Source organism: Nocardia sp. CDC519, from assembly GCF_059509835.1.
In genome coordinates this window covers 4,356,092-4,375,760 of the sequence record NZ_CM183377.1, presented here as the reverse complement: position 1 = coordinate 4,375,760, position 19,669 = coordinate 4,356,092, and the positions used below count along the sequence as shown (strand labels likewise).

At 68.6% G+C, this 19,669-nt stretch carries 18 protein-coding genes and 1 pseudogene; 12 read left to right on the top strand and 7 right to left on the bottom strand.

Annotated features, from left to right (window positions below):
* Nucleotides 1–17 precede the first annotated feature (17 nt).
* Both AC5W7N_RS19610 and AC5W7N_RS19605 read right to left on the bottom strand, forming a co-directional pair.
* A complete protein-coding gene (locus AC5W7N_RS19610; protein ID WP_163814076.1) occupies nt 18–1,799 on the bottom strand; it encodes a nitrite/sulfite reductase in 1,782 nt (593 codons plus the stop codon).
* A 153-nt stretch (nt 1,800–1,952) separates the two neighbouring features.
* Complete coding sequence (locus tag AC5W7N_RS19605; RefSeq protein WP_369008998.1) at nt 1,953–2,045, bottom strand: Ms4527A family Cys-rich leader peptide; 93 nt, start codon at nt 2,043–2,045, stop codon at nt 1,953–1,955.
* Nucleotides 2,046–2,256: 211 nt separating this feature from the next.
* On the opposite strand from AC5W7N_RS19605, the gene AC5W7N_RS19600 reads away from it, so the two are divergent.
* Nucleotides 2,257–2,685: an SgcJ/EcaC family oxidoreductase gene (locus AC5W7N_RS19600; protein WP_194989779.1), complete on the top strand. Its 429-nt coding sequence runs from the start codon at nt 2,257–2,259 to the stop codon at nt 2,683–2,685.
* A 27-nt stretch (nt 2,686–2,712) separates the two neighbouring features.
* On the opposite strand, the gene AC5W7N_RS19595 is transcribed toward AC5W7N_RS19600, so the two are convergent.
* The 3 genes from AC5W7N_RS19595 to hrcA all read right to left on the bottom strand — a co-directional run bounded on the left by AC5W7N_RS19595 (nt 2,713) and on the right by hrcA (nt 5,820).
* Nucleotides 2,713–3,462 carry a 16S rRNA (uracil(1498)-N(3))-methyltransferase gene (locus AC5W7N_RS19595; protein ID WP_194989778.1) on the bottom strand — a complete coding sequence of 250 codons (750 nt, stop codon included), beginning with the start codon at nt 3,460–3,462 and terminating at the stop codon, nt 2,713–2,715.
* Nucleotides 3,463–4,614, bottom strand: coding sequence for a molecular chaperone DnaJ (dnaJ, locus tag AC5W7N_RS19590; RefSeq protein WP_036534748.1), 1,152 nt, complete (start codon nt 4,612–4,614; stop codon nt 3,463–3,465). It lies immediately after the preceding gene.
* A 174-nt stretch (nt 4,615–4,788) separates the two neighbouring features.
* Complete coding sequence (gene hrcA / locus AC5W7N_RS19585; RefSeq protein WP_138457013.1) at nt 4,789–5,820, bottom strand: heat-inducible transcriptional repressor HrcA; 1,032 nt, start codon at nt 5,818–5,820, stop codon at nt 4,789–4,791.
* Nucleotides 5,821–6,074: 254 nt separating this feature from the next.
* Between hrcA and AC5W7N_RS19580 the strand changes: the two genes are divergently transcribed.
* Complete coding sequence (locus AC5W7N_RS19580; RefSeq protein ID WP_495921954.1) at nt 6,075–6,548, top strand: YbaB/EbfC family nucleoid-associated protein; 474 nt, start codon at nt 6,075–6,077, stop codon at nt 6,546–6,548.
* Between the two features lie 243 nt (nt 6,549–6,791).
* On the opposite strand, the gene AC5W7N_RS19575 is transcribed toward AC5W7N_RS19580, so the two are convergent.
* Nucleotides 6,792–7,757, bottom strand: coding sequence for an NADP-dependent oxidoreductase (locus tag AC5W7N_RS19575; protein WP_163814071.1), 966 nt, complete (start codon nt 7,755–7,757; stop codon nt 6,792–6,794).
* A gap of 70 nt (nt 7,758–7,827) precedes the next feature.
* Here AC5W7N_RS19575 and AC5W7N_RS19570 point away from each other — a divergent pair, with 70 nt between their 5' ends.
* Entirely contained in the window at nt 7,828–8,805 is a 978-nt protein-coding gene (locus AC5W7N_RS19570; RefSeq protein ID WP_495924158.1) for a GlxA family transcriptional regulator, read from the top strand.
* A gap of 232 nt (nt 8,806–9,037) precedes the next feature.
* Here the strand turns inward: AC5W7N_RS19570 and hemW are convergent, their stop codons facing one another.
* Complete coding sequence (gene hemW / locus AC5W7N_RS19565) at nt 9,038–10,198, bottom strand: radical SAM family heme chaperone HemW (RefSeq protein ID WP_495924156.1); 1,161 nt, start codon at nt 10,196–10,198, stop codon at nt 9,038–9,040.
* Nucleotides 10,199–10,780: 582 nt separating this feature from the next.
* On the opposite strand from hemW, the gene AC5W7N_RS19560 reads away from it, so the two are divergent.
* The 9 genes and pseudogenes from AC5W7N_RS19560 to AC5W7N_RS19520 all read left to right on the top strand — a co-directional run bounded on the left by AC5W7N_RS19560 (nt 10,781) and on the right by AC5W7N_RS19520 (nt 19,573).
* Entirely contained in the window at nt 10,781–11,869 is a 1,089-nt protein-coding gene (locus tag AC5W7N_RS19560) for a PhoH family protein (protein ID WP_163814131.1), read from the top strand.
* A gap of 65 nt (nt 11,870–11,934) precedes the next feature.
* Nucleotides 11,935–12,483: an rRNA maturation RNase YbeY gene (gene ybeY, locus AC5W7N_RS19555; protein ID WP_163814069.1), complete on the top strand. Its 549-nt coding sequence runs from the start codon at nt 11,935–11,937 to the stop codon at nt 12,481–12,483.
* A complete protein-coding gene (locus AC5W7N_RS19550) occupies nt 12,480–13,814 on the top strand; it encodes a hemolysin family protein (RefSeq protein WP_163814068.1) in 1,335 nt (444 codons plus the stop codon). Before ybeY ends, AC5W7N_RS19550 begins: the two co-directional genes overlap by 4 nt.
* Nucleotides 13,807–14,157, top strand: coding sequence for a cytidine deaminase-like protein (locus tag AC5W7N_RS19545; protein ID WP_163814067.1), 351 nt, complete (start codon nt 13,807–13,809; stop codon nt 14,155–14,157). Before AC5W7N_RS19550 ends, AC5W7N_RS19545 begins: the two co-directional genes overlap by 8 nt.
* Nucleotides 14,150–15,073 (top strand): GTPase Era, encoded by a 924-nt coding sequence (gene era, locus AC5W7N_RS19540; protein ID WP_138451435.1) that lies wholly within the window; start codon nt 14,150–14,152, stop codon nt 15,071–15,073. Before AC5W7N_RS19545 ends, era begins: the two co-directional genes overlap by 8 nt.
* A 142-nt stretch (nt 15,074–15,215) precedes the next feature.
* Nucleotides 15,216–16,733 carry a serine/threonine-protein kinase gene (locus AC5W7N_RS19535; RefSeq protein ID WP_495921953.1) on the top strand — a complete coding sequence of 506 codons (1,518 nt, stop codon included), beginning with the start codon at nt 15,216–15,218 and terminating at the stop codon, nt 16,731–16,733.
* Between the two features lie 13 nt (nt 16,734–16,746).
* The gene (locus tag AC5W7N_RS19530) at nt 16,747–18,006 is read left to right on the top strand and encodes a DUF7373 family lipoprotein (protein WP_194989774.1); all 1,260 of its coding nucleotides are present in this window, start codon (nt 16,747–16,749) and stop codon (nt 18,004–18,006) included.
* A pseudogene (locus tag AC5W7N_RS19525) lies at nt 18,003–18,740 on the top strand (serine/threonine-protein kinase); the annotation flags it as partial. The gene AC5W7N_RS19530 and the pseudogene AC5W7N_RS19525, both read left to right, overlap by 4 nt.
* 215 nt (nt 18,741–18,955) lie before the next feature.
* The gene (locus AC5W7N_RS19520) at nt 18,956–19,573 is read left to right on the top strand and encodes a hypothetical protein (RefSeq protein WP_495924263.1); all 618 of its coding nucleotides are present in this window, start codon (nt 18,956–18,958) and stop codon (nt 19,571–19,573) included.
* Nucleotides 19,574–19,669 lie beyond the last annotated feature (96 nt).

Genomic DNA, 19,669 nt, shown 5'->3' with positions numbered 1-19,669 from the left:
CACCTGATCAGGCGTGCTCATCGCAGGTCGGCCTCGTCGGCGCGCACTGCCCACTGTGCGAAACGCTCGCCCGCGTCGCGGTTCTTGACGAAATTGCGCACCACACGCTCGATGTAGTCGCCGAGTTCGGCGCTGGTCACCTTGTGCTGGCGCAGTTTCCGGCCGAAACCGCTGTCGAGCCCGAGGCTGCCACCCAGATGAACCTGGTAGCCCTCGACCTGATTCCCCTCGCCGTCGTCGACCAGCTGGCCCTTGAAGCCGATATCGGCGATCTGGGACCGGCCGCAGGAGTTGGGGCAGCCGTTGATGTTGATGGTGATCGGCACGTCGAGTTCGGCGTTGATGTCGGCCATCCGCTGCTCCAGCTCGGGAGCGAGCACCTGGGAGCGCTTACGGGTCTCGACGAACGACAGCTTGCAGAACTCGATGCCGCTGCACGCCAGCAGGTTCTTGCGCCAGATCGACGGACGCGCCTGCAGCCCGAGCGGTTCCAGCTCGGCGATCAGTTCCTCGACCTTGTCGTCGGCGACGTCGAGGATGATCAGCTTCTGGTACGGGGTGAAGCGGATGCGGTCGGAGCCGATGCGCTCGGCGGCCTCGGCGACCTTGGTGAGGATCGTGCCGGACACGCGACCGGCGATGGGGGAGAAGCCGACGGCATTGAGTCCGTTACGCAGCCGCTGTACGCCCACATGATCGATGGGCTTGTCCGGCTGGGCGGGCGCAGGTCCGTCGATCAGCTTGCGCTTCAGGTATTCGTCCTCGAGCACCTGACGGAATTTCTCGATGCCCCAGTCCTTGATCAGGAACTTCAGCCGGGCCTTGGTGCGCAGGCGGCGGTAGCCGTAATCGCGGAACACCGCGACGACCGCCTCCCACACCTCGGGCACCTCGTCCAGCGGGACCCACGCGCCGACGCGCTGGGCCAGCATCGGGTTGGTCGACAGACCGCCGCCGACCCACAGATCCAGGCCGGGCCCGTGCTCGGGATGTTCGACGCCGACGAAGGCGACGTCGTTGATCTCGTGCACCACGTCCTGCTGGCCGGAGATCGCGGTCTTGAACTTGCGCGGAAGGTTGGAGTACTCCTTCTTCCCGATGTAGCGGCGCACGATCTCCTCGATCGCCGGTGTCGGGTCGATGATCTCGTCCAGCGATTCACCCGCCAGCGGCGAGCCGAGGATCACGCGCGGGCAGTCGCCGCAGGCCTCGGTGGTGTGCAGGCCCACCTGCTCGAGCCGCCGCCAGATCTCCGGGACATTCTCCACCTCGATCCAGTGGTACTGGACGTTCTCCCGGTCGGAGAGATCGGCGGTGTCGCGGGCGAACTCGGTGGAGATCTCACCGATGGTGCGCACCTGCGCGGCATTGAGCGCGCCGCCGTCGCAGCGCACCCGCATCATGAAGTACTTGGCCTCGAGCAGGTCGATGTTCTCGTCACCTGTGTAGGTGCCGTCGTAGCCCTGCTCGCGCTGGGTGTAGAGGCCCCACCAGCGGAACCGGCCGCGCAGATCACCCTTGTCGATGCCGTCGAAGCCGGTCTTGGAGTAGATGTTCTCGATACGTGCCCGCACATTGAGCGGGTTGTCGTCCTTCTTGGACTGTTCGTTGGGGTTCAGCGGCTCGCGGTACCCGAGCGCCCACTGACCCTCGGCGCGCCGCTTCACCGGCTTACCGGTGCGGGCGCGCGGGGCGGCCGCCGCGTCGGCGCGCGGGCGGTCCGGGCGGACCCGGCGCTCACGAGCGGGCGTGGCGGTTTCGGGCTGATCGGCGGGGCCGGCGTCGGTGCTCGACGTCATGGGGGCTGCTCCTGCTGGGTGTGTCGTACGTCCGTGCTGAAGGCGTGAGATGGGCTGTGCTCACGCCCGCGGTGTCAGCGGGCCGAAGTCCTCGATATCGGAATGGCCGGGAGAATGGGGATGGCCGGGGGTCCGGGAACGGGCGCAGCTGAGCTACCGGGAAGAACCGGGCAGACAACAGGCGCTGCAGACGCGCTTGAAGTCGACGTGGCGACGTGCCACCAGTCGTACTCCGATTTCGCGCATGGGCTTCATTGTGCCATGTCAGAACCTACGTTCCGACCGTCCTGCCAGTATTTTCCGCTCACAAGGGGGAAATTCCCTGGATCCGAGGGTCAATTGTGACCGCTCTCATAGTTCCGATCCGGGCCGGATGGGGGAAGTGTCCGATGTCGGCTGTGACTCGGCCCACAACGGTATTGACCTCGACCTTGCTCGAGGTCGCAGGCTCATCGGCATGAGCATCGAGACAACGCAGACCCACTACCGTCCTGCCGATACCGACACCGAACTCGCCGCGATCCGCGCCGTGGTCGACACCGTCGCCCACGCACAGGCAAACGAACTCGTCGACGAATTCGTCGGCCTGTTCCGCGAAGACGCCATCTGGACCACCGGCCACGGCAAGCGCCTGTTCGGGCGCGCGGCGATCGCCGAGTTCACCGCGAAAGTGCTGCCCGGCGCCACCGCGCACGGCTCCGCGAGCTACGAGGTGGAGCACATCATGTTCATCCGACCGGATGTTGCGGCGGTCAAGATCCGGCAGCGCTACTTCACCCTCGATGGCGAACTCGATAGCGAGGGCAGCCCGATGTACGTGATGAGCAAGGAGGACGGGCGTTGGATGCTCACCGCGAACCAGAACACGTCGGTCGTCGCCGAGTGATCGGGACGTAGCCGCGTGGGCGGCCGGTCATGACCGACTCCACCGCGCCGTCAAGGCCCCCAGTGCTCCGAGGGCGACAGCGGCTGCGGTGGAGGTCCGCAATACGGTCGGCCCCAGCAGCACCACCTCGGCGCCGGCCTCGGCCAATGCCGACAACTCCGCGTCGTCGAGTCCACCTTCCGGCCCGACGATCAACATGATCGCGGGCGCGTCGCTCAGCGGTAGCGCGGTGAACCGGGACTCGCCGGACTCGTGCAGAGCCGCCACCACGGCGCCGTCCGCCTTGGCCGCGCGCACCGCCGTCAGCAGATCGGCGGTCCGGTGCAGGCCGGTGACCTCGGGAATATAGGGCCGCCGGGACTGCCGGGCCGCCGATTTGGCGGCGGCCCGCCATTTGCCGATGCCCTTGTCCGCCTTGGCCTCCCAGTTGGCGACGCAGCGGGCGGCCTGCCACGGCACGATGACGTCCGCGCCGGCCTCGGTCATCAGCTCGACGGCCAATTCGGACCGGTCGGATTTCGGCAGCGCCTGCACCACGGTGACCGGCGGCTGCGCCGGTGCCGCGACCGTGGTGGACCGGACCGCGAGCTCGAGTCGATCGCGCTGTGCGGCAACAACTTCGGATTCGGCGAGCAAACCACGTCCGTCGGACAGGGTGATCTGCTCGCCCACCCGGATGCGGCGCACCGTGGCGGCATGCCTGCCCTCGGGTCCGTCGAGCACGGCGATACCCCCTGGTGCGGGGATCTCGTCGAGATAGAAGACGGTCGCGGCCACTCAGCGTCCGCTGAAGGAGGCGCGCAGCCGGGCGAACAGGCCGCTGTTGTGCTCGGACTGCGCCGACATCACCTCGGCCCGCTCCCGGTCGCGCATGCCCTTGTACTTGCGCAGCAGATCGGTCTGCTTGCTGTCCAGCTTGGTCGGGATGACGATGTCGAGATGGGCGAGCAGGTCACCGCGCGCGCCCGACCGCAGCCGCGGCATACCGTGCCCGCGCAGTACCGACACCTCGCCGGGCTGGGTGCCCGGGGCGATGGTGAGCTCGGTGGGCCCGTCGAGGATGGTGTCGATGACGACCGTCGTGCCGAGGGCCGCGTCGACCATCGGGACCCGCACCGTGCAGTGCAGATCGTCACCGTCGCGGACGAACACATCGTGCGGTTGCTCGACGACCTCGACGTACAGATCGCCCGCATGACCACCACCGGGACCGACCTCACCCTGGGCCGCCAACCGCACCCGCATGCCGTTCGCGACGCCGGCCGGGATCGGCGCGGCGATCTCCCGGCGGGCGCGCACCCGGCCGTCACCGCCGCATTTGTGGCACGGATCGGGGATGGTCTCACCGGCGCCGCGGCAGGTGGGGCAGGGCCGGGAGGTCATCACCTGGCCGAGGAACGAACGCTGCACCGACTGGACTTCACCGGCGCCGCCACAGGTCTCACAGCGCACCGGCTTGGAATTGCCGTTGGTGCCCGCACCGTGGCAGCTGTCGCAGAGGATGGCCGTGTCGACGGTCAGGTGCTTGGTGACGCCGACAGCGCATTCGGCGAGGCTGAGCCGGGTGCGCACCAGCGAATCGGCGCCGGGCTGCACCCGCCCGCGCGGCTTACGAGCACCGCCCGTACCGCTCATGCCGCCGAAGAAGGCCTCGAACACATCGCCGAGGCCGCCGAACCCGGCGCCGGTGAAGCCGGCACCGCCGCCGCCCGACTCGAGCGGATCGCCGCCCATGTCGACGATGCGCCGCTTCTCCGGATCGGTCAGCACCTCGTAGGCCGCCGAGACCTCTTTGAAGCGTGCCTGGGCCGCCTCGTCGGGGTTGACGTCGGGATGCAGTTCGCGAGCCAGCTTGCGGTATGCGCGTTTGAGCTCCTGGTCGGTCGCGTTCTTCGCGACGCCGAGCAGTCCGTAGTAGTCCCGTGCCACTTGAGTTCTCTAGTCCTTGATCGCTGTCCACAGTTCCGACTGCGTACCGCCGGAGGCTGTTGGGCTCGTCCCTGGCCCGTACTGCTCCAACCGCACAGCATTAGTCGGGTTCACTCAACTTTATCCGGCCGGAGATTCGAGCGTATCAGCGGAGGCGAGGACCGGGCTCGGTCGTCAGCGTTCGGCCAGGACCTCACCGATGTACTTGGCCACCGCGGCCACCGAAGCGATCGTGCCCGGGTAGTCCATCCGGGTGGGGCCGAGCACACCCATACCGCCCAGGACCGCCCCGGACGCACCGTAACCGGTGGATACCACCGAGGTTCCGCGCATCTGCTCGACCTGGGTCTCCTCGCCGATGCGCACTGTCACCGTGCCGGGCTGCTGCGCGGCCGCGAGCAGTTTGAGCACCACCACCTGCTCCTCGAGTGCCTCCAGCACCGCGCGCAGCGAGCCGGGGAATCCGAAGTCGGCGGCATTGCGGGTGAGGTTGGCGGTACCGCCGAGCACCAGCCGTTCCTCCGGGTGTTCCACCAAGGTCTCGACCAGCACCGTCGCGACCCGCACCAGCACGTCACGCAGCCGCGGCGGCGCCTGCTCGGGCAGCTGCGCGACCGCGGCGGAGGCGTTGGCGAGCCGCTTGCCGTCCATGGCGCCACCGAGCATGCCGCGCAAGGCGGCCAGATCTTCGTCGTCGACGAGTGCGCCGAGTTCCACGATGCGCTGATCGACGCGACCGGTGTCGGTGATCACCACCAGCAGCAGTCGGGCCGGGTTGAGCGCGACCACCTCGATATGGCGCACCGTCGACGCCGACACCGTCGGGTACTGGACGACAGCGACCTGACGGGTCAGCTGGGCCAGCAGACGCACGCCGCGGCGCAGCACATCGTCCAGGTCGACGCCGGACTCCAGGAACTCCAGGATGGCGCGGCGCTCGGCGGCCGAGAGCGGCTTCACATCGGCGATCCGGTCCACGAACTGCCGGTAGCCCTTGTCGGTGGGCACCCGCCCGGAACTGGTGTGCGGCTGGGTGATGTAGCCCTCGGCCTCCAGCACGGCCATATCGTTGCGCACGGTGGCGCTGGACACGCCCAGGTTGTGCCGTTCGACAAGGGTTTTCGAGCCGATCGGCTCCTTGGTCGCGACGTAATCGGCAACGATCGCCCGCAGGACCTCGAACCGTCTGTCCTCGGTGCTCGACATCGGCCCCACCTCCTCGCTCGCGTGGGCACGCAGTCGCGGCCTTTCAGCGCGCCACCATACTGGGCCCGGCCGGCTTCCGCCGGACCTCACCCATCCATTTTAGTGGCCGCCCGCGCGTTGTCCCTGGCTGCGCATCGGCGCGGCGCTCGTCCGGTGCGGCCAGTGCGTCCCGCGCGCCCGTCGACGCCCCGGTCCGGGTGGTAACTTCCTGGGCGGCTTCGAATCCATGACGACACGGAACGAGGGGGATCCGGATGTTCGACGACGCTGCCGGGGCTGCCGGCGATCTCGACCGGTGGGCGCAGAATCTCGAGCGCAAGGCGCAGCAGTACCAGGCGCTGCACGGCCGGATGGCGGCGATGTCGGTCACCGAGACCTCGCCGGGCGGGCGCGTCACCGTGACCGTCGACGGTAACGGCCTGCCGACCGATATCCGTTTCTCCGACGGCATCCGCGGCCTCGGCCCCGCCGCACTGTCGGCCGAGCTGATGTCCTGCCTGCACCAGGCCCAGGCCAAGCTGCGCCGCGACGTCACCGCGACCGTGCAGGAAGTGGTCGGCGAGGACGAAGCCGGGGCACGCATCATCGAGCAGTACACGCAGCGGTTCGCCGACGAGGAGAGCGAACCCGAGCCGCCCGCGCCGTCGGGACCGCCGGGGGAACTCCGTGGCCCGGACTCCGATGATCCGGACGATCAGTTCTACCGCGGCCGGTCCTGGTTGGTGTGAGGATGACGGGTCCGCTCTCACCGTCGAGCCCGATGATTGTGCGACGGCACGCGCGGACCGCGGCCGGCCTGTCCGAAACGCACCGAGCCGGCGTTGCACGCCGCGAGCTACATCGCGACCGCCGATGACGGGTTCCGGCGCGTTTCCGCGCCCGTTCGAATGCCATGGGAACCTCGATCGGTGGATCGGGTGCACCGATCACCGAGGCCGCAGACTCCGCGCACCGACGAGCGCCCGTGGCGATCAGTCCACGGTGAGGACAAGTTTGCCGACCGTGCGGCCCGTCTCACCGAGGGTGTGAGCTTTCGCAGCATCGGTCAGCGGGAAGGTACCGGCGATCGTAGGGCGAAGCGCTCCGGATTCGGCCAGGTCTCGGATGGCGTTCATGCCTTCGTGATCGGCCTCGACGAGCATGGAGACAGCTCGGACACCCAGTTTTTCGGCCTCCGCGTACAGCTTCTCGTTGCTGCCGGCGCGAATCGAGACCACGATGCCGCCCGGGCGAAGCGTGCGCAGCGAGCGGATGGCGTGGTCGGCGCCGATCGGGTCGAGAACCATATCGATATCGCGGACAGTTTCGGCGAAATCGGTTGTGCGGTAGTCGAGCACGTCGTCGGCACCGATCCCGCGCAGGAAATCGTGGTTGGCGGCGCTGGCGGTGCCGATCACGTGTGCGCCGCGGGCCTTGGCGATCTGGACGGCGAAGTGACCGACGCCGCCGGAGGCGGCATGAATCAGAACACGGTGCCCCGCTTGTACATCAGCTGTGTCGACCAGGGCTTGGTAGGCGGTCAGAGCGGCCAGCGGGACGGCGGCAGATCGGATGTGGTCGAGGGTTGTCGGTTTGCGGGCGAAGGCCCGGGCCGGCCCGGTGACGTACTCGGCGGCGGCGCCGTGGCCGTGAGGGTAGGGAAGCATGCCGAAGACCTCGTCACCCGGCTTGAACACGGTGACACCGAATCCGATGGCAACCACCTCGCCGGAGACGTCCCAGCCGAGTGTGAAGGGCGGGTCCGGGAGGAACAGCCCCTTGATCGCGCGGTGTTTCCAATCCGTCGGATTGAGTGCCGTGGCACGTACCCGCACCAGGATCTCGCTCGGACCCGGCTGCGGCACGGGCATCTCCACCTCATGCAGTACTTCGGGTCCTCCGAGCACATCCTGCCGAATGGCCCGCATAGTGGTGGGGATGCTGATGTCATCGCTCATGGCTGTCAGCTTGCCGCCGATCGCCCGGCCGCAAAATGGCAGAATTGCCATCATTCGATACGATCATGCCATGCGGTCCGAGTCGAAGCAGCGACACCGAGTTGTCGTTCTGGTGCTCGATGGCGCCTATCCCTTCGAGCTGGGCATCCCGAACCGGGTCTTCGGGACCGCGGATGGGCGATACGACGTGATCACCTGCTCACTCGACGGGCAGCCGGTTCGCAGCAACTCCGATTTCGACATCGCGGTCGCACACGGCGCAGATATGTTGAAAACCGCTGATACCGTGGTGATTCCACCGTGTGACGTTGCTCCGATCCTCGACAGTGGGCTGCCGGACGCTACCTCGGACGCGCTGGCACTGATCCGCCCGAGAGCTCGCCTGGTCTCCATCTGTACGGGCGCATTCGTGGTCGCAGCGGCTGGACTCCTCGACAACCGTCCCGCGACCACTCACTGGAACTATGCCGACCGCTTTCGCAGGGCGTTTCCGAAGGTGCAGCTCGATCCGAATGTTCTCTACGTCGACGACGGGGACATCCTCACGTCGGCGGGCGCGACTGCCGGCGTCGACCTGTGCCTGCACCTGATCCGCAATGACCATGGCAGTGAGGTCGCCAATATGGTCGCGCGCCGTTGCGTGGTCCCGCCATGGCGTGAGGGCGGGCAGGCGCAGTTCATCGAAAGGCCGGTGCCTCCGGTCGCGATGGCGGGCACCGTTTCCGCCCGCCAATGGGCGCTGGAAAATCTGCACCACCCGATCACTATGTCGGACTTGGCCGAACGTGCTCACATGAGTGGCCGGACCTTCGCCCGCCGATTCCAGGAGGAGGTGGGGATGAGTCCTGGCCGCTGGCTCACGCAACAACGGATTTTCCGCGCCCGTGAACTCCTCGAAACCACGCAGCTTTCCGTGGATCGCATCGCCGGCGAGGTGGGCTTCGCGACAGGAGCATCCCTGCGCCGACACCTGCACGACGCCATCGGCGTCTACCCGCTGGCTTACCGCCGAACCTTCCGTACTGCCACCTCGACCGCCCCGGCATGAGGTGTCGGTCCCCGTTGGTACTCGGTTCCGACCAGCCGAGTTGGGCAGGCGCACGGCTGTCGACCATGGGTCGGAGATCAGACGAGGATTTGTGATCAGCGTCGATTCCGGCCGTACGCGGCTCCGGCCGTAGCGAGGTTACGCGGCGGGCTGGAACCTGGTGCGCACCGGCGAGCACCGAGGTTCTGGTTCGCCTGTCCGATTCGGCTCGCGACCAGCGGAGCAACCGGATTCACCCGAGGAGATCTCGCACCACACCATCGGCCAGGAGCCGGCCCTGATCGGTGAGCACCAGACGATCGCCGTGCCGTTCGGCCCGCCCGTCGGCGAGAATCCGTTCGGCCGCGGCGATTCCGGTCTCGTTCAGATCCTCCATCGACAGTCCGGTGCGCAACCGTGTCACGAGCATGATCCGCTCGAGGTAGCGCTCATCGTCGGTGAGCGATTCCCAGCCCGCCGCGGGCAGTCCGCCGTCGGCCACCCGATCGGCGTACCGCGCCGGATGTTTGACGTTCCACCAGCGCACTCCGCCGAGATGACTGTGCGCGCCGGGGCCCGCGCCCAGCCAGTCACCGCCGTCCCAATAGCCGAGGTTGTGGCGGCAGCGGGCGGCGTCCGAGGACGCCCAGTTGGAGACCTCGTACCAGGTGAGCCCGGCGCCGCACAGGCGGGCGTCGATGCGTTCGTAGCGGGCGGCGAGGACGTCGTCGTCGGGTGCGGGTAGTTCGCCGCGGCGGACGCGCCGGGCCAGGGCAGTGCCGTCCTCGACGATGAGTGAGTACGCCGAGACGTGGTCGACGCCGGCCTCGAGCACCGCGTCCAGGCTGGCGTCCAGGTCGCTGTCGCGTTCGCCGGGGGTGCCGTAGATCAGGTCGAGGTTGACGTGCTCGAATCCGGCCGCGCGGGCCTCCTTCGCGGCGGCGACTGCCCGGCCGGGCGTGTGGGTGCGGTCCAGGACGGCCAGCACGTGCTCGGCGGCCGACTGCATGCCGAGCGATACCCGGGTGTACCCGGCGGAGCGGATCTGCTCGAAGAACGCCGGCGAGGTCGACTCCGGGTTCGATTCGGTGGTGACCTCCGCGTCGGCGGCCAGCGCGAACTCGGCTCGGATCGCGTCGAGCACCTCGGCGAGGCCGTCGCCGCCGAGCAGCGAGGGCGTGCCGCCGCCGACGAACACCGTCGATACTTCCGGCGTCGCGCTCGGCAGTGCCGCGAACTGCCGGGCCGCCGTGGCCAGCTCGCCGCGCAGCGCCGTCATCCAGGACTGCGGCGAGGACGAACTGCCCAGCTCACCGGCGGTGTAGGTATTGAAGTCGCAATACCCGCAGCGGGTCGCGCAGAACGGTACGTGCACGTAGATGCCGAACGGTCCGCCGCCGAAATCGCGCAGCACCGGGGTGGCGGCATCGGTGTGCTTGGCGGTGGCGGCGGGCGAACTCACTGCTCCAGTGTGCCCGTCCCGGTCCGTGCCATCGCACGGGACCTGGGTGTTTACCGCCACTTCCCCACCTATCGGGCCCGGCGGGGAATCAGTGCGGGCGGTCAGGATGCGGCCGCGCCGCCCGATCGTGCGCTGCGCTCGTGCAGGCCGTCCTGCGCTGCCGACGCTGGGCTGCTTATGCGGCTGAGCCGGGCCGCGCCGGCGATCTCGGCTTCCGGCGATTCCGCGATGTGGACGGGTCCCACGGTGCGCCGCCGGTCCTGGCGATGCCCGTGCGACCCCTGCCCAACCGCGGGGAGCATCCCCATAGCTGCTGGTAGGCCGCCTGAGGGTAACCGGGGCCCGCTTAATCGGTGGGCGGGTGTCGGTGCCGCGCGTTAAACTTTGGTCATCCACAGCGCATCATCTCCACCGCGCCGGAGCAGCGCCGATGCCGCCGAACGGGCGGTGGTCGGCACGGGTGTGGGGCGGGTGATGCGGCGGCTCCGAGACCGGAAAGCAGGCTAAGGCCACTACGTGAGAACCCAAGGTGAGATCGGCGACCCGGCGACCCCCGCGGCCGGCAATGGTGCAGACGTCAGCAGCACGGGTCCCGCGGCACGCACCGTACGTTCCAGTATCGAACTCGCACCGGAGTCCGTTTTCCCATTCCTCGGATCGGCCGACCAGAACCTGCGCGAACTCGAAGACCTGCTCGACGCCGACATCCACGTGCGCGGCAATTCCGTCACCCTCACCGGTAAGGCCGCCGATGTGGCGCTGGCCGAGCGTGTCGTCGAACAGCTCGTCGCGCTGACCGGCCGCAACCGCGTGGTCACCCCCGAGGCCGTGCGTCACACCGTGTCCATGCTCACCGAGGGCACCGCCGAATCGCCCGCCGAGGTGCTCAGCCTCGACATCCTGTCCCGGCGCGGCAAGACCATCCGCCCCAAAACGCTCAACCAGAAGCGCTACGTCGATGCCATCGACGCCAACACCATCGTGTTCGGTATCGGCCCGGCAGGCACCGGCAAGACCTACCTCGCCATGGCCAAGGCCGTGCAGGCGTTGCAGTCCAAGCAGGTCAACCGCATCATCCTCACCCGGCCGGCGGTCGAGGCGGGTGAACGCCTCGGCTTCCTGCCGGGCACCCTCAACGAGAAGATCGACCCGTACCTGCGCCCGCTCTACGACGCCCTGCACGACATGATGGACCCCGAAGCCATCCCGAAGCTGATGGCGGCCGGAGTCATCGAGGTCGCGCCGCTGGCATACATGCGTGGTCGCACGCTGAACGATTCGTTCATCATCTTGGACGAGGCGCAGAACACCACGGCCGAGCAGATGAAGATGTTCCTGACCAGGCTCGGATTCGGTTCGAAGATCGTGGTCACCGGTGACGTCACCCAGGTCGATCTGCCCAACGGCTCACGTTCCGGGCTGCGGGCGGCCAGTGAGATCCTCACCGAGATCGAGGACATCCACTTCGCCGAGCTCACCAGCAGCGACGTCGTCCGGCATCGCCTGGTCTCCGACATCGTCGACGCCTACGACCGGTTCGAGGCCGAAACCCGCCCGGTCGGCCCGCACATGCCGGGCAACCGGGCCCAGCGCCGGGCCGCCAACCGCACCGGACGCCGCTGAACCTCTCGCGCACCTCGCGGGGTTGCGGTCGGACGGTGACCGGCCGCACCCATTAGGCTGACCTGGTGAGTATCGAGATCGCCAACGAGTCGGGCATGGACGTGCCCGAGGAAGATCTGGTCGGTGTCGCACGGTTCGTGATCGCGCGAATGGATGTGCACCCGGCCGCGGAGCTGTCCATGGTGCTCGTCGATCTCGACACCATGGCCGACCTGCACATGCGCTGGATGGATCTGCCCGGTCCGACCGACGTGATGTCGTTCCCGATGGACGAGCTCGAGCCGGGTGGGCGGCCCGACAGTCCCGAACCCGGCCCCTCCATGCTCGGCGATATCGTGCTGTGCCCCGAGTTCGCGCTCGGTCAGGCACGCAAGGCCGGCCATTCCCTCGATCATGAACTCGCGCTGCTCACCGTGCACGGTGTGCTGCATCTGCTCGGCTACGACCACGCCGAGCCGGAGGAGGAGAAGGAGATGTTCGCGTTGCAGGCCCGGCTGCTCGAGGAGTGGTACGAAAGCCTGCGCGAGGCCGCGCGCCGCGCCGAACTCGCCGAACGCGATGCCCGCCTGCTGGGGAAAGCGGGCTTCACGACGCCGGGTGATGCTCAGGCGTGAACGCGCTGACTCTGATCGTCCTGGCGGTCCTGCTGGTTCCCGTCGGTGGTGTGTTCGCTGCCGTCGATTCCGCGCTGAACACGATTTCCCCTGCTCGCCTCGACGATATGGTGCGCGCCGAACGGGCGGGCGCGGCACGGTTGAGCCGCATCGTCGACGACCGGCCGCGCTATGTGAATCTCATGGTGCTGCTGCGCATCCTGTGCGAGATCACCGCGACGGTGCTGCTCGCGGCCGCGCTGGCCACGATGCTGTCCGACGCGATGGCACTGCTGCTGACGGCGGTCATCATGGTGCTGGTCGATTACGTGGTGATCGGGGTCGGGCCGCGCACCCTCGGCCGCCAGCACGCCTATTCGATCGCGCTGGCCGCCGCCTTGCCGTTGCAGTTCATCGGCGCGCTGCTCGGGCCGGTCAGCAGGCTGCTGATCCTCATCGGTAATGCGATCACCCCGGGTAAAGGTTTCCGCAACGGCCCGTTCGCCTCGGAAATCGAACTGCGCGAGGTGGTCGATATGGCGCGTGAGCGCGGTGTCGTCGCCGATGACGAGCGCCGGATGATCCAGTCGGTGTTCGAGCTCGGCGACACCGCCGCCAGGGCGGTGATGGTGCCGCGCACCGAGATGGTGTGGATCGAGCAGGACAAGACCGCGGCGCAGGCCACCTCTCTCGCGGTGCGCAGTGGGCACTCCCGGATCCCGGTGATCGGCGCCAACGTCGACGACATTCTCGGCGTCGTCTACCTGAAAGATCTTGTGCAGTACGGCGATCGCGGCCGCAGCGTGCAGGTGCGCGAGGTGATGCGGCCCGCGGTCTTCATGCCCGATTCCAAACCGCTGGACGCCCTGCTGGACGAGATGCAGCGCCGCCGCAACCATATGGCGCTGCTGGTCGACGAGTACGGCGGTATCGCCGGGCTGGTCACCATCGAGGACGTACTCGAGGAGATCGTCGGCGAAATCGCCGACGAGTACGACACCGACGAGACCCCGCCCATCGAGAAGCTCGACGACGACCGCTACCGGGTATCGGCACGGTTGTCGATCGAGGACCTCGGCGAACTGTACGGCCTCGAGATCGACGAAGAGGATGTCGACACCGTCGGCGGGCTGCTCGCTCATGAGCTCGGCCGGGTCCCGCTGCCCGGTTCGGAGATCACCGCCCACGGTCTGCAATTGCGTGGCGAAGGCGGACCCGATACCCGCGGCCGGGTGCGCGTGCACACGGTGGTGGTCAGCCGGGCGGTCGACGGCGAGACGGCATCGAACGGTAACGGCGCGGCCGGGGTGATCCCGGGTGGCCGAGACGAACAGGAGACACCGAATGACTGAACTGGATGCCGAGGACAACAAGCTGCTGGTGCTGGCGCGTGGCGCCATGGCACGCACCGAGGGCTCCAGCGGCGCCGCCGTCCGCGACAGCGAGGGGCGCACCTACGCCGCGGGCGAGGTGGGTCTGGACGCGTTGCGGCTCACCGCATTGCAGGCCGCGGTCGCCGCCGCGCTCTCCAGCGGCGCGGAGGGTTTCGAAGCGGCCGTGGTGGTCGGCGGCAAGTTCTCCGATCCGGGGGTGACCGCGGTGCGCGAGGTGTCGGCGCAGGCGCGGATCGTGTTCACCGATCGGGCGGGCGCGGTGTTCGATATCGCCGAGGGTTTCGAGGTGCAGGGTGGCTGACCGATCCGGTTCCGGCAAGGACGAATTCCGTTCCGGGTTCGTCTGTTTCGTCGGCAGGCCGAACACCGGTAAATCGACGCTGACCAATGCGCTGGTCGGCGCCAAGATCGCGATCACCTCCTCGCGCCCGCAGACCACCCGCCACACTATTCGCGGGATCGTGCACCGTGAGCACACCCAGCTGATCCTGGTCGATACGCCAGGGCTGCATCGTCCGCGTACCCTGCTCGGCCAGCGGCTCAACGATCTGGTGCGCGACACCTATTCCGAGGTCGACGTGATCGCGCTGTGTATCCCGGCCGACGAGAAGATCGGCCCCGGTGACCGCTGGATCGTGCAGCAGGTCAAGCAGATGGCGCCGAAGACGACGGTGCTCGGCGTGGTCACCAAGATCGACAAGGTGAGCCGCGATCAGGTCGCCGCGCAGCTGCTCGCGGTGTCGCAGCTGCTGGGACCCGATGCCGATGTGGTGCCGGTGTCGGCGGTCAAGGGCGAGCAGGTCGAGGTGCTGGTGGACGTCATCGCCTCGAAGATGCCGGAGGGTCCGGCGTTCTATCCGGACGGTGAGCTGACCGACGAGCCCGAGGAAACCCTGATGGCCGAGCTCATCCGCGAGGCGGCCCTCGAGGGTGTGCGCGATGAGCTGCCGCATTCGCTGGCCGTCGTGATCGAGGAGGTCCTGCCGTACGAGGGCCGTGAGGACATGCTGGACGTGCACGCGCTGCTGTACGTGGAGCGGCCGAGCCAGAAGGCGATCGTCATCGGCAAGGGTGGTGCCCGGCTCAAGGAGGTCGGCACCAATGCCCGCAAACAGATCGAGCACATCCTCGGTACCCGCATCTACTTGAACCTGCACGTGAAGGTGGCCAAGGACTGGCAGCGCGATCCGAAGCAGCTGGGCAAGCTCGGTTTCTGAGCCGTCGCCGTCGGTGCGGGCTGCTATATTCCCGGGCGTGTTCGTTGTCGTCGACGGGGCTGGTCGCGGGCCTGCACCCAGATGACGCACGCGGCGCCGGAAGGGTCCCGGCGTCGACGCGGGTGTGGGAGGACGGTGCCGGGTGGAGATCGCCGAAGGCATGGATGTCGCCGGTTACCGGATCGAGCGCCGCCTCGGTGCCGGCGGTATGGGGGCCGTCTATCTCGTCCAGCATCCGAGGCTGCCACGCAAGGACGCGCTGAAGGTACTCTCCGACAGCCATCACGACGACGCCGAATTCCGCGCGCGTTTCCTGCGCGAGGCCGACATCGCCGCCCGGCTACAGCATCCCAATCTGGTCGCGGTCCGCGATCGCGGTGAGTTCGACGGCCGGCTGTGGCTGACGATGCAGTACGTCGACGGCGTCGACGGCGCGCAGTTGATCCGGCGTGGTCCGGCGGCGTTGCCGCCGCAGCGCGCGGTGTACATCATCGGGGAGGCCGCGCGCGGTCTCGACGAGATCCACCGTGCGGGCTTGTTGCACCGGGATGTGAAGCCGGCCAACATACTCATCGCCGAGCAGCCGGGGGAGCCGGATCGCGTACTGGTCACCGATTTCGGTATCGCTCGCCCCGCCGATGATTCGACCACTCTCGGCGATCCGGGTGGGCTCACCGCGAGCCTGGCGTACGCTGCGCCCGAGCAGATCCGTGGCGAGGTGCTCGATCAGCGCGCGGACGTATACGCGCTGGGCTGCACGCTTTTTCACCTGTTGACGGGGTCGGTGCCGTTTCAACGTGACACTCCCGGCGCGGTCATGTTCGCCCATCTCAACGATCCGCCGCCGCGGCCGTCTCGAGTCGATACCCGGTTGCCCGCGGCATTCGACGAGGTGATCGCGACCGCGCTGGCCAAGGATCCGGCGCACCGGTATCCCAGCTGCGGTGCGCTGGCCGAGGCGGCGCACCGCGCACTGACCGACGCGGAGGCCGAAACCATCCGGCTCACCGCGCCCACTGCCGCCGCGACCGGACCCGGTGGGGCAGGCTCGGCCCGCACGGCGGGCACGCGGGCGCTGTTGTGGGCGGGGGCAGCGGGGGTCGTCGTGCTCGCGGTCGTGCTCGCCATCGTCGCCTGGCCCGATCGGGTCGAATCCGCCGCGGCCGTGCGGCTGCCGACTCCCTCCGGTGCGGCGCCGCGGGTTTCGCCGGACTGGGCCGCGTATTCGTTCATGGTCGAACCGTTCGCCGAGCTGTTGCCCTATTCGCCGGATGGCTACGGCTACCGCGAACTCTCCGTCTGCCAGGCCATCGACGATAAGCGCGATCTGGTGCCGATGGATACCGCCTTGCCGCTGAGCGTGATTCGCTGCACCGGCGATCAGGACCCGGTCGCGATGATGTTCCTGCACTGCACCGCCGACCGCGGCCGGCTCGGGCCGCTGCCCTGGCCCGGGATGGAAGGCGAAGAGCACTGGAAACGGGAGTCCGGGTCGGGCTATCTGCGCTGGGGCAGCTACACCACGGTGCACGGCGAGAAGTTCGGCCGTCTCGAGGTGTTCTTCGACGCTCCCGACCGCAATTTCTGCGCCATCCAGGTCAACGGCGAGGTCGCGGCCGCCGAGCTGCGGGCTCGCTGGTGGTTCGATGCGCCGCTGTGACAGGGGATTACGAATGATGCTGCGCACCGCGATCTTCCGCACGCTTGGTGCTCTCGCCGTCATCGTGGCGACCGCGACGACCGGTTGTGCGGTAGCCGGACATCCACAGCCGGAACAGCCCGATCTCAGCGGGCTCGACGTCGGCACCCACGGCGTCGATATCCTGGCCGAGCCGGCCGAGGGCAGCGAGCGTTACGGCCGGGTGATCGAATCGGTGCGGATGGGCGAGGCCGTGATCGACCCGGCCGAGGTGGATCCCGACCTGAGTTACGCGCTCGGCACGGTGCGTGCCTCACCCCTGCCGACGCCGGTGAAGACCAACGGTCTGCTGGCCGCGCCTGCCCGCGCGGTGCTCCAGCGCTACGGCATGGTGGCCGGCTTCGTCGTCGGCGGGGCCGATCGCGACGTCAGCTCGATTCCGGTCGTCGGCTCCGGCCGCATGATGACGCTGCTGCTGCTGCGTCTACCGGACGCCGACGCGGCGCGGCAGGCCGCGCAGGAGATCGATGCGATCGACGCCGCGGTGAGCCCGGACAACGTCGGCGTGGACATCGACCGGCACCCGTCGGCCCACGCGCACTGGCGCCCCGCGGTGCCAACCCTTGCCGCCACCATGGCAGACGGGCCCTTCGTCATCAGCCTGCTCATCGGGCACACCTCGCCCGACCGAGACGCCATGGTCGCGCTGGTCGCCGACACCTTCGACGCACAGCTGGCGCGGCTGCGTGATTTTCAGCCGACACCGCGCGACGAGATCGCGCGTCTGCCACTGGACCGGGACGGCATGCTGGCGCGTATGGTGCCCGAAAAGCCCGGGCAGTGGCAGTATCCGGCGGCGATCTCGGTCAGCACGGTCGAGACCGCGGGCTGGAACAGTGCGGTCATCCCGAAGGGCGTGGTCTTCGGGCCACGCGCCGCGTACCTTCGGATCGGGCGCGCCAGCGAGCACGGACCGGCCGGGGAGCCGCTGGAGTTGCTCGGCTTCAACGGCGGCAACGACTCGCTCGGCCGGTTCGCCGACGCGGCCACGGCCCGACGGGATTTCGACGCCTTCGCCGGCGAGGCCGAGATACCGGGTTACGGCCCGATCGCCACGCCGGAGGGCATTCCCGATGTCCGCTGCGTGCAATACCTTTCGGCCGGACCGCAGTGGCCCCGCTACTCCTGCCGACTCCTCCACGGCCGCTACCAGGCCTTCCTCCGGGGGCGCACGGTCGAAAGCACCCACCAGCGGGTGGCCGCACAGTACGCCCTGCTGGTGAGCGCCGAATGAGCGGACGACTCACTCCCGGCGTCGTTTTCGCGGGATACCTCATCGAAGGTGTGCTCGGCAGCGGCGGGATGGGGACGGTCTACCTGGCCCGGCATCCACGGCTGCCGCGCCGGGAGGCGGTGAAAGTGCTCTCACCGCACCACAGCTCCGACGACGAGTTCCGCGCCAGGTTCGTGCGGGAGGCCGAGCTCGCTGCCCGCCTCGACCATCCCAACGTCATCGCCGTGCACGATCGCGGGATGGCCGAGGATCTGCTGTGGATCGCGATGCAGTACGTCGACGGGACCGATGCGGCCGAACTCATCCGGCGGCACCCGGCCGGACTCGCCCCATCGCGCGTCGCGCGGATCGTGACGCAGGCGGCACGCGGACTGGATGCCGCCCATCGGGCCGGGATGCTGCACCGCGACGTCAAACCGGCGAACCTGCTCATCGAGGCCCGCCCCGGCGGCGACGAGCGGGTGTACGTCACCGATTTCGGCATCGCGAGGGCGGCCGGATCGGCGACGGCGCTCACCGAGTCCGGGGTGGTGGTGGCGACCTTGGCGTATGCCGCGCCGGAGCAACTCGCCGCGCGGCCGGTGGATCAGCGCGCCGACGTCTACGCGCTGGGCTGCACCCTGTTCGAACTGCTGACCGGCGCCAAACCGTTCCCCCGGCCGACCGCCGCCGCGGTGCTGCACGCCCACCTCCAGGATCCACCGCCGCGAGCAACGGTGGTGAATCCGGCCCTGCCCGCCGCGATCGACGCGGTGGTCGCGCGGGCGTTGGCGAAAGATCCCGGGCAGCGGTTCCCGACCTGCGGTGCGCTGGCGGCGGCGGTCTCGCTGCTTTGCTCGAACCGGGATCGAGGTCCACGGCAGGGGCTGTGGACGTATCGGGCGCTCCGCCTGCCCGGCCCGGCGCAACCGTGCCCGCCCAGCGACGACGGCGAATCGGCCGAGCCGGCATGGTCGCCGCGGCGCTGGGTTCGGTGCTGGCCCTGGCCGTCATCGCGGGCACGATCTGGGCGGTCGGTTCGCAGGGCGATGAAACGTCCTCGGCCGCCGCGGTTTCCCCGTCCACGAACACGGTGCGCGCGTCCGCCACGGCGGCTGCCGGCGCGGCAACGTGGGGTAGCCATGATTTCGTGGTGCGCAGCTTCCCGCAGTTGCTGCCGGCCACCCCTGACGCGCAGGGATATCAGGGACTGCGCTGTACCGCCGTCGACCAGGACATGCGGCCGGTGGATGTGGCCGCGCCGGTCGGCCGGGTGGCGCGGTTGAGCTGTAGCGGAAACGGCGCGCCCGTGCGCAGACTCACGGTGGATTGCCTGGGCAACCGCTCGCCGAATCCGGTGGCGCCGTTCTCGGATATGACCGTCACCGGCGATCAGCCGTGGAGTCGCGTTTCCGGCAGCGGCCGGGTGATCTGGGGTGATGTCGTCAGCGACGGCCGTACCGCGGGAACCTTGCTGATCGGGTTCGACCTGGCGGGCCCTGGTCGCGAGCACTGTCAGATATTGGTCCTCGGTGGGTCGAACGGACAAGAGCTGTACGACACCTGGTGGCCGTCGGTCCCGGTCTGAGCGCAGTCCCTGGCTGGGGCGCGGCGGCTTCGTCTGCCTGTCCCGAGAATTCGGGGCGGATCGGATGTCGGTGCCGCGCGGTACAGTTCAGGTCCG